The sequence below is a fragment of the Bradyrhizobium sp. USDA 3256 genome (genome assembly GCF_054058275.1).
This window is the reverse complement of sequence record NZ_JBSSAE010000002.1, coordinates 4,020,542-4,035,276: the sequence shown is the minus strand read 5'-3', so window position 1 is coordinate 4,035,276 and position 14,735 is coordinate 4,020,542. Positions and strand designations below refer to the sequence as shown.

Sequence of the window (14,735 nt, the reverse complement as noted above, 5' to 3'; positions counted from 1 at the left end):
GCTGCCGTTCAGAACCTGCCGATCATCAGGATCTTCAGGTCGGCATCCGGCTTGAAGTCGCTTGCCGTGAACTGCCGCGCGTTGTCGGCAGATGACGGCTTGAGCCGCCCCGGACAAAAACTGACCAGACGGTCGTCGCCGCCCGGATCGATCGTCAACGTGAAGGACCGGATTGGACCCGCCCAGTTCGCGCCCGTCTTGAGCACGTAGGAAATGCGCCGCTCCTGCAGCTTTGCGGTATTGGCCTTGCTGTCACCTGTGCGCTTGTCCAATTCGGCAAGGAACGCATCCGTAATGCAATAGTCTCTCCGGTATCGCTCGACCTCCGGACCTAGCGCCGCGCTGCGACGCAGGCCCGAGCGAAGGACGGTGTCAGGGCTGGAGCCGACGCTCGGGCGATATTGATGTTCGACCGTGACGGTATGCGCCGCTGGAAACACTTGCTCGCGAACGGCGGACGTCTTGGTTATCCAGCCGGGCGTGTATTGCTGGCGACCGTTGTCGCTCATGCCGGCAGGTATCAGAAGGCCATCATCGATCAGCTTCGTGCGGGTTGTCGCCGGCAGGTCGGCCACCCGGATCTCCCGATCACCGAGTGGCAGCAGGGACAGCTTGAACTGACGGAGGAGAGCCGTGACATCCTTGTTGCCGACCATGGCGCGCTGGTCGATGGTCAGCGGCACCGGGTTGCCGTCGATCCTGGTCTCGAACTCGACGAAGTTGACTGGATCGCTCGATGGAAGCGCAATGCTCTCGGCTTCGGACAGGTCGATGTCGGGCAGCGGAAAGGCGACCGTGAGCGCAACCGCCTTGCTTGTCTGGTTGACGAATTGGTAGCGCACGCTGACCCGGTCCAGCCCGATATGAAGCTCCTCGCTCGCCATGGCCACGTCCTTGGTGCGGACGAATTGTAGCCCGCCGATGGACAATTCGGCCGCGGAATCGTTTGCCCGCGCAGGCCAGCCGGTTGCGGCCAACAGGACGATCATCAAGGCTCGCGACCTCAACGACAGCCCGCTTAACACTCCAATTGCCATGCCGGCCTCCATGCGGCGCCGCAGCGTCTGCCCGTGTGGGTCAATCGATCGCCTGGTAAAGGTCGCCCCATTCCGGCTTCCAGACGCCATCGGGGTCGCAAACCACGATCGCGAGCTTCATGTCATTGGCGAGACGGATTGCGCCGCGAAAGGCATCCTGGGCCGGCATATGGGCGCTGACCTGGTCGCTGCTCAGGCGTCCCCCGCTTGCGGCGGCCGGCAACACGATTGACCCGGAGGCGCCGGCATTGTCGCTCCTCAAAACCAGAGTGATCGCGTCGGGCTGGATTTCGCTGACTTGCTCAAATCTGTTTCTGGCCATGATTTTGCACTGCAAGCTGAAGGAGTTCGGACTATCACCGTCCAGTGAAAGAGTTGAACGGGATCGGGGTTGCTCGCCACTAATTGACGCTGCATTCGCGCAGTCTTGGATTAGGCAGTCTTGGATTAGGCAGTCTTGGATTAGTCGGACTGACGCCGCATTCGGTTCGGTTACATTGAGGCGGATATGCTTCGTCGATCTAGCTGGATCTGGCTCTCTATCGTCGGCGTGGTCATAGCTGCCACCGGGGCACGGGCCGACGATGCGGTTGTGCGAAGCTTTGCCGGCGGTTCGGCTGCATCCATGGTGGGGATCGTCGCGGCCAGCCAGGACGTCGAGCTCGCGGGCCCGCAAGCGCTCAGCGCTGACGGACAGGGAAACCTGTTTGTGCTCGATCAAATCAATGGCCGCATTCTGCAGTTCGACCCCAAACAACCGAACACGGCTCCCGATATCCTGAAGATGCCTGGCGATGTGCAGCCCACCGACCTCGTCGTCCATAACGACGACATCATGGTTTGGGACGGCGGCGTGCGGATGCTGAAGGCGGCACCAGGACAGTCCACACGCGGGTTGGGCGGCGACGTGATCCAGCTGGAGGAAGTCTCATCCCGCGGAACGGACGACCAGGTCGCCATTTCGGCCTTCGCACAGATGGGCTCGCAGGCGCTGAGCAGCCCCACCGACTTGCTGGATCAGAATACGCGCGCGGCCATCGTGAGGACGACGCGACAGCCCGACCGGCAATATATCGCCTCGCGCAGCAAGGGATCAGTGATCGCCGATATCATTCCCGACAAGGGCAATGCCGGCGTTCGGGTCGAAATCCAGACCATGGTCTCCAACGAGACCATCGGTCAGCTCGGCCTGCGCGTCCGCAACCAGCTCGGCGCCGTGGAGTTTCTCGAGATCGACAACAGCGACCGCTTCTACGTGCTGGCCGAGGACATTCCTTCGTCGGGCAAGAATGCCTCCACCTTCGTCGCACGCTATGCCGCGAACGGACGCCTTGAGGGCATCTACGAGCTGCCGCTGGAGAACACGCCCGTGACCCGGCGGTTCGTCACCGTCTCGGGCGATGGCGACGTCTATTTTCTGCGCACCAAGCCGGATGGTGTCGAGGTGGTCGGTGTCGGCTTCCGCCCCCTGGGCAAGGTATCCGTCATTGACGTCAGGCCGTCGCGCACGGCGGCCGAGCCGGCGGCGCGGCCGGATATCAGGTTCAATGCGACCGCCGCCGTGCGGCCGTCCAATCGTCAGCAGGCGATTGAGACGGCCTTCGCCTTTGAGGGCATTCAGTGGAAGCTGACACCGGCGAACTACGGCAGCGATCCCGACAGCCAATGCTCCGGTTTCAGCCGTATTCGCCGGCCGTGGTACCTGCAGGGCAAGGTAAACCAGGAAGTGCGGGGCGTGCCCTATTGCTGGGGCTGCCACGGTTCGCTCGCGAATTTCCGGCAGCGCATCGAAAGCGGGACGCTGGCGGGCAATGTCTGCACCCGTAACGAGCCACGGCCGGACGTGGCCGGTGTCGACTGTTCGGCATTCGTCAGTGCCACGTGGGGGCTTTCCGTCCATTACACGACCGCCGCCATCCCCGCGATCGCCGCGCCCGTGACCAACCCCTGGGACCTCAAGCCTGGTGACGCCCTGAACAAGCCGGGTTCCCACGTGATGTTGTTCTTGCGGTTCACGCCGGATCGCAAGGCCGAGGTTATGGAATCCTCGACGGGTGGCTGCAACGGTCGGGTCTGCCGCAACGTCTACCCGCTCGCGAGCCTGCTTGCGCGCGGATACGGGCCCGTCCGCTTTCGGGCGTTCGCAGATGATCAGACGACCGTTTCCGCGAACGCCTATCAGGAGACCGAGGCGCCGACAGGCCGCAAGACGGCGAATAAACGGCGCTGAACCTGAGGTCTTGCCAAGGCTACAGATGAACAAAGGCTACAGATGAACATGGATTACCGCCTGCGCGCTGGTTTCCGGAGGCCTGAACGGCATTCCTGCCGCTCTGCCTTACCAGTGCGGTTCCAGGGCGGACCTGCTTGATATCGAGGTGGATCGCGATGCGAACGCTCAGGGGCTTTGATCGAAGGACCGGTTGGCTGTGTGCAGCCCTCCTGTTCGCTGCGTTGATCGGCCTGCCGCTCCAGCCCGCGCATGCGGCGGCTGAACTGTCGATAAGCAATCCCGACGGTGCGGCTCTCCGGGCGCTCGTCATCGGGATCGACGACTACCAGCATGTGCGCAAATTGAAGGGCGCGGTCGCCGACGCCAATGACATCGTGTCCAGCTTGAGGACCATGGGCGTCAGCGATGTGGTCGAGCTGACCAATGCACAGGCCGACAGGGCAAGCGTGCTGCGCGAGATCAGCTCACTGGTGGAGCGGACAAAAAACAACGATCTTGTCTTCCTGTCGATCGCAGGGCACGGCACGCAGGAGCCGGAGCGCATCAAGGGCTCCGAACCGGACGGAATGGAGAACGTGTTCCTGCTGCCCGAATTCGCGACCACGCCGTCCGGGTCGGTCGAGCGCATTCTGGGAAGCGAATTCAATCATTTCATCCGGCAGTTCGAATTGCGCGGCGCAAGGGTGATCTTCGTTGCGGATACCTGCCATGGCGGCGGAATGGTGCGCGATATCGACCCGCGGGCGGCGGAGATGAGCTTTCGACAGGTGCCGCGCTACACGCTGCTGGTTGATGAACTGAAGCCGGTGTCGAGCAGCGACGACCCGAAGTCCGAACTCGATCTCGACCACACCGCGTTTATCGCCGCGGTCGATCGTCACACCAAGGCTCCGGAAGTTCGGATTCCCGGGATCGATGGCCTGCGCGGCGCCCTGAGTTATGCCGTTGCGCGGGCCGTGGAGGGCAACGCGGACATCAATCATGATGGCAAGGTGACCCTGAAGGAGCTTTTCAGCAATGTTCGGCAGGTGGTCTATCAACTGTCCGACCAGCGCCAGAACATCGTGACGGTATCGTCGCCGGCACGGATGCCGGAAACCGAGGTCGCCTTCGAATTGACCCGCGGCGTGGTCCTGATCCAGGGGACGGCCGCGAGAGCTGCCTCCGGCCAGGTTGCTACCGTCGCGTCCGCCGAGAAGCAGAATCCTGCGCCGCCGGCCGTTACGGCCAAGTCGCAAACCGCTCCAACCAGTGCCGCCGCGACCGCCCCGGCCGCGCCCAGTGCCGCATTGCCGCCCTTCCGCCTCACCACGCCGATCCGCTTGGCGGCGCTTGACGGCAAGATGGGCTATTTCACCAGCGTCAAGCCGCAGGACGCCAGCGTGCAGGCCGTTCAACCGACTGATAATCCCGACCTGATCTGGGACCCCGTGTCCCATGACGTGATCGCCTGGGGCGACGTCGTCGCCTATGGCGTTGACGTTGGCGGCTTGACGACAGTGGTCAACCGAACCGCGGCAATTCGGGAGCTTAAGCGCATGGCGACGCAGTCGCCGCAGCTGATGCGTATTTGGCCGGATGATCGACAGCAGCGCAGCGGACAGACCGTCGAGGTCGAATTGTCCGACGTCGGTTCGCGGGCGGTGCTGCTGTTCAACGTGTCCGGTGATGGAACCATCCAGATGCTGTATCCGGTGGGTTCCGATGCCGCGATGGCTCGATCAGCAAATCTGCGGCTGCCTCTTCGGGTGGGCGAGCCGTTCGGCGCCGAGCAGATCGTCGCGGTGACCTCGCAGCAGCGGATGGTCGATCTGGAGACGGTCCTGATGCAGCTCAACCGGCGCCGTGCCTCGGGGCAGGTGATCAAGAGTCTGGAGCGCTACCTGCCGGCGGATGCGCGGATCGCGTCAATCGGCTTCTTCAGCGTTCCCTGACAATCCTGGGGCAGCGGGCCATGTCGCCAGCGGAACTGGTTTGCCGCAAGCAATCATGGTTCGCGTTCGTGCTGCTGCTGGCGGGAAGCGGGGCCGCGTCGGCGGCGCCCGCCGCCATCGGCCTCATCGGCGGGTGCGACGAATGCTCCGTTGCTCTGGCGCGTACAGGCCCCGCGCGGCCCGGCAAATGCTGCCGGCGTGTCGCTTGAGATCCTGCCGGGTCCAACTGTCAACATTGGCGGCAAGGTGTCGTTCGGCGTAACCGCCAGGAAGCCCGGCTATCTGATGCTGGTGGATGTTGATGCGGAAGGGCGGATGAGCCAGATCTTCCCGACTGCCGAGCTATTGGCGCAGTCGGTCGGACCCGACATGAATCTTGTCAAGCCTGGCGTCCAATTCATCGTTCCGACCCCGGCGGCACAGCAACGTGGATTTGAATATGTCGTCGCGCCGCCGGCCGGGTCCGCCGTGATCGTTGCGATCCTGAGCGAGCGACGTGTGCAATTGCTCGATTTGCCGGACATTCAGCGCAAGCTTCAAGGGCCGGCCGACACGTTGAGCTATCTGTCGGATTGGACCAGTCAGCTGCGGATACCGGACAGCGGCGGCGGAAGACTGTTGCCGAACAATTGGTCGTTCGACATCAAATCATATTCCATCAAGTAGGTAAGCGATCGCGTTGCACCGGCTACCCGGGCGGTTGAGGAGACCGTCCCGAGCGATCATGTGGTGAATATCCGTGTGGCGGAGGCTGCTGTTCGGTGTCTTGCGCGCAGGGCCCTGCGGTTTGGCTCCCTTGCCCCGGCATTGCCGATTGCGGGGAGGAGACGGCGGCCCGTACACGATCTCGAGCGCGCCGCCGTGCATGCCGTCCTAGTTGCAGACCTCAACATTGCCGGTACCGCCGCCGGGACCTCCGCCGCCACGGTAGTCGAGATGACATCCGCGACGGACCGGGCGGCATAGATAAGCATCACACACGATCTGGCCGCTGCCACCCGAGGGTCTCGCCGTCGCCTGTCGGCGGGGAGTGTCGGCTTGCGGCTCAGGCCTCTCGCGAACCGGACGATCGGCGCGCGACGGGCGCTCGTCCATGTAACGCTTCGCCACCGGCTTTTTCCCGCGCCGCTTCTCGCATTCGTTATCCTCGTTCAGGAACGAGCCTTCGGCGCAGGTGACCTTGCGGCACTGATCGCCGTCTGCCTTGTAGCCATGCTCGCAGATCAGTGGGCAAACCCGGGCCGGTTTCAGCTTGATTGCATCGAGCGCATCGAGGCTTGCAAGCTTGACGTCAAATTTGGTTCCGGCGTGCCGGTTGAACAGGGTCAGGGAGCGACGCGAGGCCGCGTTCCACTCACCGTCGATGGAGCCTGTGAAACAGCCAACCCGGCTCAACTCGCTCTGCACCGATTTGGCAAGATCCTCCTGCGGCGGCGCCGTGTTCAAGGCGGCCACCTTCGCGCCCTCGCTATTCAGCGATGGGGTAGCGGTTGCAATACTATCCGGCTTGGCGCTGTCGGGCGCGGGTCCGTTCGCGGAAAGCATGGCGACCGTTGAGGTTTGCGATGCGGTCCGCTTCCGTTCAGCCTCAGCAGCTTGGTCCTGCGCCGCCTGCTTTGTTCTTTCTGCCGCGATACGAGCATCCTCCGCGGCCTTGAAATCTGCGGCCGCCTTTTCCTGCTCCGCTCGCTGCGCACCTTCGGACGCAAGCCGAGCCTTCTGCTGCTCCGCTTCCTGCGCTTTCCTGGTGGCGGTAACGCGCGCGTCCTCCGCGTCGATCTGATTGAGCTGAAGCTTGGCCAGGTTTGCGTAATAGCCGTCGGGATGCTGGGCGAGGAACGCGCTCATGGCGGCTTTGTTGCCGACCTGCAGGGCCAATTCGTAGTCGCGACGAATCTCCGACGAGGCGTTAGCCGGCGGCGGCGCCGGCTCTTCTGCCTTTGGCACGAGCGCAACGTCCTCACCGCCCAGCGAGCCGTAAACGTAAGGCTCCTGTCGGTTGCCGGTAGCTTGCAAGACATCATCGCGGACGAAACCGAAAGCCCTGCGCAGGTCCAGTCCAGGCTTTGCGATATATTTCACCAGCGCCGTCGCGTAGGGGCTGTTCTTGCTGTTGCCGTCGAGCGCCGTCAGTCCGGCCTTCGCCGCAAACGCGATCAGCGTATTGGATACGGCGGGTTCTACCCGTGCGAGCCCGCGGCTGATCGCGCGCGAAGCGACGGTTCGCTTCATGGTGTCGGCGAATGGATTGTTGCGGCAGGCGTCAACGATCACGACGCGCAGCTGCTTCGCGGGCTCGATGGCCAGCAGGACACGATCGAGCGAGAAGGCCTCGTCATAGATATCGGTGTCGCGTTCAAGTCTGGCATCCGTCGGGATCAGATAATTCGTCCCGTCGATCTCGATTCCGTGACCTGCATAGTAGACGATGGCGATGTCTGCATCGCGAGCTTGATCGGCGAAATCCCTCAGTGCCCGCCGCATGTCGCTCGAGGTCAGGTTCAGCCGAGACTCCACCAAATCGAACCCGGCGCCCTTCAAGGTCGCGGCGATAGCGGTGGCATCATTGGCAGGATTCGGAAGTAGTGGCGCATTTTGATAGTTCGAATTTCCGACCACCAAAGCCACTCGCTTCGTTGCCCAGGCTGGCTGAGACGCCAGGAGAACTGAAGCAGCAACAACAACAAGAACTCGGAGGAGCGTGTACAAGCGCATGGCGAACGTCCAAAAATCGGCTCGAAACAACGGCAGCTTTATCGAAGGTGGCCGCGCGCAAACTCCACTGCGTCAAGCGTTACGGGCGCCGGCATACCTCCGTAGAGAACAAACCTGAGTCCAATCCATTCCTGATGTTGTCGTCCGGGGCAGCGAGATTGTTCAAGGATACACCGAAGCGTGTAGGGCCGATGGTACACGGCCGAACAAATGTCAGTCGACATGTAAGATATTGAAATAGCTGCATTTTATCCTTAGCGCTGGAATGGCCGGCAAATGCCGGCAGTCGGCTGGGCTTCGCCAGGCGAAGTTCCATCTCTCGATAGTGATCTCGGATTGAACTCACATGCTCGTGCAGGATCGTCGGGGTGTGACGGCCGCGTCGTTAGTCTCGGTGGCATCGACAAGGTTCAGCCCGCGCGTCTCGGCTGTTTGTCGCAGCCGCGGGCCACTTCCATAGGAGCGCGAACTGCGTCTATCTGGAAGCAACGCCGATCCGTTCGAGTTGAGACGTGCGAGTCCCGAAAGAATCGAAATCTGCGTACTCGGGATCTGGCCGTCGACGTGTGGACGCCCACCGCAGGTGTCGTCGAAATCTATAGCGTTGGAGACGCACATGTCTATTCCGCTGAAAATCTACATTACGCCATTTGCCGAGAAAGGTGTCGCCGAGCCGCAAAAATGGAGTGGCGAGACAGCCAAAAAGGCACTGGATGTAGTCAATAAGATCTGGGCGAAGGCCAAGATCGCGTTCGTGATCAATGATTACGTGGAAGATAAGCCGCTCGATATGGCGAAGAGCGCGCGCAACAATGATCAGCGCGTGCTGGATGTTCTCAGTTTCCGGCATGCTCCCGACAATGCAGTCCACATCTATCTCGTCAATCCGATAGTCAATCTCTCGGCCGGTGGCGGCTCGTATCTTCATAGCGATCCCGAGCCGGCAAGCTTTGTCCAATGGTATGGCAATGACTTTGCCAACGGACGCGCGTGGGCCCATGAACTTGGGCATTTGATGAGTCTCGACCACGTCGACGTAGATTACGCCGATGAGAAGCAGGCCGCCCTGCGCAGCAACTTGATGACGAAGGGATTGAGCGTGGGAAGCGATTTGACCAGTCAGCAGATCAGCACGGCCAAAAGTTCAAAACTGGTGAAGCGATTTGGCGGCTGACCTTGGAACCTCCTGCTGCCGACTTCCATGAAACCGTTTACAGCCGGCCCGATCGCTCGTTCGCCCGCCACCCGCCGGAGAGATGCCATGCCCAGGATCGATCTTGCAAACGTGCCGGAGCGCAAGGGGACCGGCTATCCGGCGGAGTTCGCCGCGCCGTGCGCCGAGCGGGTGCGGCAGCGTCTCGGTGATGCCGGCGGGCTGGCCGACTTCGGCGTCAACCTGATGCGGCTGCCGCCCGGCAACTGGTCGAGCCAGCGCCACTGGCATTCGGATGAGGACGAATTCGTCTATGTGCTCGCGGGCGAAGTGGTGCTGGTGGAGGACGGCGGCGAGACGGTGCTGCGCGCCGGCGATTGCGCGGCGTTTCCGAAGAACTCCGGCAACGGGCATCATCTGATCAACAGGTCGCAGATGACGGCGACCTATCTCGAGATCGGCTCGCGCTCGCGCGCCGACGTCATCACCTGCTCCGACATCGACATGATGAGCCCTAGCTCCGACGACAGCTTCCTGCACAAGGACGGCACGCCGTACGAATAGCCCCGCCTGTCGCGCCGCGCACGAAATCGGGCGTTGCGGATCGGCCGGCGAAGGACCAATGTTCCGGCGAGGGAGCTTTGGTCGCGTCCATGCCGGAATGGTATTTTATCTGGGTCGACGGTCCGCGCGGACCCGAGCCGCAGAAATGGTCGTCGGACGCGCTATGGGGCCAGCTGGCGCGTCAGGATGTGATCGTGCGTTTTCCCCTGAGCGATCGCGAGGCCGAATTGTCGCTCGACCAGCTCGCAAGGCTGCACCCGGTGCCGCAGTGAGCTGCGCCGCAGTTCTTTCCGTCGACGTTCAATCCGCCGGGTTGAACGTCAGACCGAAAGATCGAAGCCGGGCGTTGCGACCTCGGTCAGGAACGCGGCGACGAACATCTTGCCCAGCACGTGCTTGGCCGCCGGCGTGCCGGCCTTGAGCCGGCCGGCGCGTGTGGCTTCTGCGAGCTCGGCAAGCGTCGGTGCCGCAAGGCTCGTGTCGGGTGTGATGCGCGGCGCCGTCGCCGATGCGCTGAGCAGCACGCCGGCATAGTAGAGCCGGGTGAGCGCGCGGACATGTGCGAGCCGTGCGCGCAGCGCCTCGTCGAGCGGGCGGCCGAGCCAGGTACGATGCAAGATGTGCTCCAGCTCCGGCGTCCTCGCCAGGCTGTCGCCGACAATCGCAAGGTCGACCAGCGGATCGGTGCGATAGGCGGATTCCCAGTCGATCATCCAGAGCCTGTTGCCGTCGAACAGGATGTTGGCGGGGAGCGAGTCGTTGTGGCTCGACACCGAGTTGGCCTCATCCCAGGCATAGGCCGCGCGGATCCGCGCGAGATGCGCGTTGCAGCGGTCAAGCACGCCGGGCGCGAACAGGCCGGTGCGGCCGACATGGGCCCACAGCCGGGCCACGATGTCGGGGTAGCGCACGAAGGCGGGAAAGGTCGGCGTCGCCTGCAGGCGCGCCAGCAATTCGCCGAGCGCCTTCGCCAGCGCCGGCAGGCCGCCGGGATAGCGGCCGAGCGGCTGCCGCTGCACAAAATCCGTCACCGCGACGCGCGAGGCCTCGTCGACGTAATGGAGTCGCGGCGCGATGCCGGCCTCGGCGGCGATCCTGAGCGACACATACTGAAACGGATTGCGCAGCGGGCTCGGCATTCCTTCGATTCGGAGCAAATAATTCTCGCCGCCTGCATCGATCCGGAACAATTGCGCCGACGTTGCGCCGCCCGAGACCGATGTGACGGCCTCGATCGCTGCGGTGCCGATCACCTGATGCAGTGCGGCATGTGCTGCGTCGCGCTGTGCCGGCGGAAGTTTATCGAGAGCACTCATGCGCAGGAAGTTAGCATGGCCGCTATGCGTGCCCAAAATCGCGTTGATGCAGCGTTCGCGATCTATTGCTGGAAGCGTACGACGAAGCGTGAAACAATGCTGCAAAAATCATGTTGGGAGAGAACTTGATGTCGTTCGAGCGGGAGTTGCATTGCGCCGTTGCGTGCCGATCATGGATCGCGTTGCCATTATTCTGCCTGATCAGCACGTTCGGAGTGATGCATAACGCCGCCGCGAACGAGTCCTTGCAGATTGTGGACGCGCGCGTGCCGGCGGTCGACAAAGCGGGCGGGGACCTTCCGTTGACGATGACGATCAAGAACGAGGCCGACAGCGCCGATGCGCTGCTTCGTGTCCGCTGCCCGGTTGCGAATTTTTCCGAGCGTCATACTGTGGATCGCGGCGAGGGCGCACCGGCGATGCGCTCGATATCCAATATACCAGTGCCGGCAAAGGCAATGCTCGAGCTGAAGCGTGACGGTTATCACGTCATGCTGCTGCAGATGCGTCAGGCGCTCACGCCGGGCGAGACCTTCAAATGCGCGATCGTTTTTCAGAAAGCAGGCACCATCGAGACGGAGGTACAGGTCCAGAAGTGACCTCACACAAGTGACTCAAGAAGACGGCGGGTGGTGCACAGCCATGCGCCGGGACTCAAGGCTTCTCGCGTGATCGCCCGTGTGTGACGGGCGGTTCGATCAATGAAGAATGCTAGATCCGGAGGAAATGAACTCATGACAAGGTTGAATTGGGTAAAGTCACATATGCTCGCCGCGGCAGTAGCATCCGCAGCGACCTTCGCGGGCTCTTTCGCGCTCGCCGACGATGTCGGCCAGGACCGTCTGCTCAATGCTGACAAGGAAGCAGGCAACTGGCTGCACCACCACAAGAACTATTCGGCGACGCGCTTCTCGTCGTTGGCCGATATCAACAAGGACAACGTCAAAAACCTCAAGGTCGCCTGGACCATGCATCTCGGCGGCGTCGAGGGCGGCGGAATCTGGTCGCATGGCGGCCTGGAGGGGACGCCGATCGTCGAGAACGGCTTCATGTATGTCACCGACGGCTGGGGTTCGGTCTACAAGATCGATGCGCACGGCGGCAAAGGCGTGCTGCTCTGGAAGATGGATCCGAAGACCGACCACGACTGGGCCGGCGCGGTCGCCTGCTGCGGCGTCGACAACCGCGGCGTTGCATTGTGGGGCAACCTCGTCGTCTCGCACACGCTCGATGGCCGCCTGATCGCAACCAACAAGGAGACCGGACAGGTCGCCTGGCAGCGCCAGGTCGCCGATCCCGACAAGGGCGAGGTGATCACCGGCGCACCGCTGATCGTCAAAGACATGGCGATTACAGGCGTGGCGGGCGCCGAATACGGCATACGCGGCTGGATCGCCGCGACCGACCTGAAGAGCCAGAAGGAAGTGTGGCGCACCCACACCATCCCGGGCAAGGACGAAGCCGGTCACGAGACCTGGAAGGACGACAAGGATGCCAAGGCGAGCGGCGGCGGATCGACCTGGGTCACCGGCAGCTTCGACCCCTCGACCAACACCATCGTCTGGGGCGTCGGCAATCCCGGACCGGACTGGGACAACGAGTATCGGCCCGGCGACAACCTCTACACCGACTCCTCGCTTGGTCTCGATGCCGACACCGGCAAGATCAAGTGGCACTACCAGCACACGCCGAACGATCCCTACGACTATGACAGCGTGGCGGAGAACGTGCTGGTCGACGTCCCCGGTCCGAACAACACGACGCAGAAGCTCGCGCTCGAGGCCGACCGCAACGGCTTTGCCTATGCGATCGACCGCAACAGCGGCAAGTTCATCTGGGGTCTGCCGTTCGTCAAGAAGGTGACCTGGACCAAGGGTCTCGACCCCGAGTCCGGCAAGCCGGTGGAGTATGATCCGAAGCAGGGCGTGCAGCGCTACAACGCGGCGGTCACGCCAAGCCGTACCAACAAGGTGACGGACATCTGCCCCGGCAACATGGGCGGCAAGAACTGGCCGCCGACCGCGTATAATCCGAACCTGAAGCTCTGGTACATCCCGGTGATCGAGAGCTGCAACCGGATCACGGTCGAGGAGACGACGCCGGACAAGTTGAAGAAGCGCGAGTTCTTCACCGGTGGCGGACCGAGCCAGCCGGTCAAGATCACCGGCAGCGTCACCGCGATCGACGTCACCACCGGCAAGGTGGCAGGGAAGGCGGAGACCGAATTCCCGAACCTCGGCGGCATCCTGGCAACGCCCGACCTCGTGTTCTCCGGACAGCCGTCCGGCGAGGTGATCGCCTATGACGCGAAATCGCTGCAGCAACTCTGGCAGTTCAACACCGGCGGCGGCGTCAATGCGCCTCCGATGACGTTCTCGGTGGACGGCAAGCAGTACGTCGCGATCCTGGTCGGCCTCGGCGGAGCCTGGGACAAGTGGTTCATCGATGCCACGCCCGAGCTGAAGCGGATGCAGCCGGGCTCGATGCTCTACGTGTTCGCCCTCTGATATCGCAAGCGCGGGAGGTCTCTCACCGAGGCCTCCCGCGTCGATTTGGCCGAGAAAGACAAGAAACAAGACAAATGAAAAAAAATTGGCTGGTTGGCGCGTGGCTCGGCTGCGCGCTAGTGATGGGATTTATCGGTACCGCGCAAGCTCAGTCGGCGAGCGATCCCACCGATGCGGGCAAGGCGGTGTTCAAGCGCGGCAATTGCGTCGGCTGCCACAAATGGCATGGCAATGGCGGCGGCGGCTATGGCGGCGACGCGCTGTCGCTGCGCAAGACCGAACTGACCCGCGAGCAGATCATCGAGACCGTGACGTGCGGGCGGCCTGGCACCGGCATGCCGTTCTTCGTGCGCGGCTCCTACGACACCACGAAATGCTATGAGATGACCCGGCAGGACGTCGCGGACCGCATGCCGCCCGAGGCGAATGTGTTCCTGCGTCCGAACGAGATCGAGGCCGTCGCAGACTACGTGCTCGCCCGCGTCAAGGGCAAGGGCGAGCCGACCTACGATGAATGCATCGCGTTCTTCGGCGATGGCTCGCGGGTCTGCAACATCTACAAGGAGGCCGGCCACGCCGCCGCGCCGTCCGACCAGAGCGAGAAGGCAAAGCCATGAGCAAGCAAGGATCGGCAATCCGTGGCTTGGTCTTCGCTGTCACCGTCACGGCAGCGGTGCCGGCGATGGCGACCGCGGGAGACCTGCGCGACATCAGCGTCGGAATGGCGATCAGCGGCGTGCCGGACGCGGGCTACATCAACCTGACCTGCGTCGGCGAGAAGACCCACAGATTGGCTGACTGGGCGCAATGGCAGGCTTGCCAGGCCGGACCGGACCAGCTGCGCGGCATCCGCTTCGAGTATGATCGCGAGAGCGGGCGGGAAGGCACCATGGTCGGCGGCCATCCCGCGATCCTGACCGTCATGATCGACAAGGACGCCAAGATCGCGGCGCTGATGATCGAGACCGATCCGAAGGCGCGCCTCTATCTGCGCAAGAAGGCCTTCCTGCTGGGCCTGCAGGCGAGGTCGCGCTATGGCGAGGACGGCTGGACCTGTTCGAAGGCACAGCCGGGCGCCGACAAGCAGGAGGTCGGCGGCGTATTTGTCGACGAGAAATGCACCAAGACGATCGACGGCCGCACGGTCGAGATCGAGCGTCATCTCTATCGCGAGCCGAGCAAGGAGTTGAAGGACATGACCGACGAGACCCGGATCACGATCCGCCGCGCCGGGTCCTGAGCGTGATGAGCGATGCGTTCCGACCTCTCTCCGCAG

General features: G+C 62.9%; 14 protein-coding genes. 10 read left to right on the top strand and 4 right to left on the bottom strand.

Annotated features, from left to right (window positions below; genetic code table 11):
* Nucleotides 1-8: 8 nt before the first annotated feature.
* The gene (locus ACVWY5_RS20830) at nt 9-989 is read right to left on the bottom strand and encodes a DUF4424 domain-containing protein (protein WP_028335412.1); all 981 of its coding nucleotides are present in this window, start codon (nt 987-989) and stop codon (nt 9-11) included.
* A gap of 88 nt (nt 990-1,077) precedes the next feature.
* Nucleotides 1,078-1,359: a hypothetical protein gene (locus tag ACVWY5_RS20825; protein ID WP_028335413.1), complete on the bottom strand. Its 282-nt coding sequence runs from the start codon at nt 1,357-1,359 to the stop codon at nt 1,078-1,080.
* A 186-nt stretch (nt 1,360-1,545) separates the two neighbouring features.
* Between ACVWY5_RS20825 and ACVWY5_RS20820 the strand changes: the two genes are divergently transcribed.
* The 3 genes from ACVWY5_RS20820 to ACVWY5_RS20810 all read left to right on the top strand — a co-directional run bounded on the left by ACVWY5_RS20820 (nt 1,546) and on the right by ACVWY5_RS20810 (nt 5,870).
* Nucleotides 1,546-3,267, top strand: coding sequence for an NHL repeat-containing protein (locus ACVWY5_RS20820; RefSeq protein ID WP_028335414.1), 1,722 nt, complete (start codon nt 1,546-1,548; stop codon nt 3,265-3,267).
* A 158-nt stretch (nt 3,268-3,425) separates the two neighbouring features.
* Complete coding sequence (locus ACVWY5_RS20815; protein WP_028335415.1) at nt 3,426-5,204, top strand: caspase family protein; 1,779 nt, start codon at nt 3,426-3,428, stop codon at nt 5,202-5,204.
* A 198-nt stretch (nt 5,205-5,402) separates the two neighbouring features.
* Complete coding sequence (locus ACVWY5_RS20810; RefSeq protein ID WP_456671690.1) at nt 5,403-5,870, top strand: DUF4384 domain-containing protein; 468 nt, start codon at nt 5,403-5,405, stop codon at nt 5,868-5,870.
* Nucleotides 5,871-6,077: 207 nt separating this feature from the next.
* On the opposite strand, the gene ACVWY5_RS20805 is transcribed toward ACVWY5_RS20810, so the two are convergent.
* On the bottom strand, nt 6,078-7,919 hold the full coding sequence (locus tag ACVWY5_RS20805; protein WP_283089580.1) for a caspase family protein: 1,842 nt from the start codon (nt 7,917-7,919) through the stop codon (nt 6,078-6,080).
* A 616-nt stretch (nt 7,920-8,535) separates the two neighbouring features.
* Here ACVWY5_RS20805 and ACVWY5_RS20800 point away from each other — a divergent pair.
* The 3 genes from ACVWY5_RS20800 (at nt 8,536) to ACVWY5_RS20790 (ending at nt 9,908) form a co-directional block, all read left to right on the top strand.
* Nucleotides 8,536-9,093: a zinc metalloprotease gene (locus ACVWY5_RS20800; protein WP_028335418.1), complete on the top strand. Its 558-nt coding sequence runs from the start codon at nt 8,536-8,538 to the stop codon at nt 9,091-9,093.
* An 87-nt stretch (nt 9,094-9,180) separates the two neighbouring features.
* Nucleotides 9,181-9,636 carry a cupin domain-containing protein gene (locus ACVWY5_RS20795; protein ID WP_028352169.1) on the top strand — a complete coding sequence of 152 codons (456 nt, stop codon included), beginning with the start codon at nt 9,181-9,183 and terminating at the stop codon, nt 9,634-9,636.
* Nucleotides 9,637-9,725: 89 nt separating this feature from the next.
* Nucleotides 9,726-9,908, top strand: coding sequence for a hypothetical protein (locus ACVWY5_RS20790; RefSeq protein WP_229158945.1), 183 nt, complete (start codon nt 9,726-9,728; stop codon nt 9,906-9,908).
* A gap of 48 nt (nt 9,909-9,956) precedes the next feature.
* Here ACVWY5_RS20790 and ACVWY5_RS20785 read toward each other — a convergent pair whose 3' ends face one another.
* Entirely contained in the window at nt 9,957-10,952 is a 996-nt protein-coding gene (locus ACVWY5_RS20785; RefSeq protein WP_028335421.1) for a phosphotransferase, read from the bottom strand.
* A 128-nt stretch (nt 10,953-11,080) separates the two neighbouring features.
* On the opposite strand from ACVWY5_RS20785, the gene ACVWY5_RS20780 reads away from it, so the two are divergent.
* The 4 genes from ACVWY5_RS20780 to ACVWY5_RS20765 all read left to right on the top strand — a co-directional run bounded on the left by ACVWY5_RS20780 (nt 11,081) and on the right by ACVWY5_RS20765 (nt 14,699).
* Complete coding sequence (locus ACVWY5_RS20780; RefSeq protein ID WP_307720401.1) at nt 11,081-11,551, top strand: copper chaperone PCu(A)C; 471 nt, start codon at nt 11,081-11,083, stop codon at nt 11,549-11,551.
* Nucleotides 11,552-11,686: 135 nt separating this feature from the next.
* A complete protein-coding gene (locus ACVWY5_RS20775; RefSeq protein ID WP_129965109.1) occupies nt 11,687-13,459 on the top strand; it encodes a PQQ-dependent dehydrogenase, methanol/ethanol family in 1,773 nt (590 codons plus the stop codon).
* A 122-nt stretch (nt 13,460-13,581) separates the two neighbouring features.
* Nucleotides 13,582-14,076 (top strand): c-type cytochrome, encoded by a 495-nt coding sequence (locus ACVWY5_RS20770; protein ID WP_035631104.1) that lies wholly within the window; start codon nt 13,582-13,584, stop codon nt 14,074-14,076.
* Nucleotides 14,073-14,699, top strand: a complete 627-nt coding sequence (locus tag ACVWY5_RS20765; protein WP_028335424.1) for a hypothetical protein — start codon at nt 14,073-14,075, stop codon at nt 14,697-14,699. Before ACVWY5_RS20770 ends, ACVWY5_RS20765 begins: the two co-directional genes overlap by 4 nt.
* Nucleotides 14,700-14,735 lie beyond the last annotated feature (36 nt).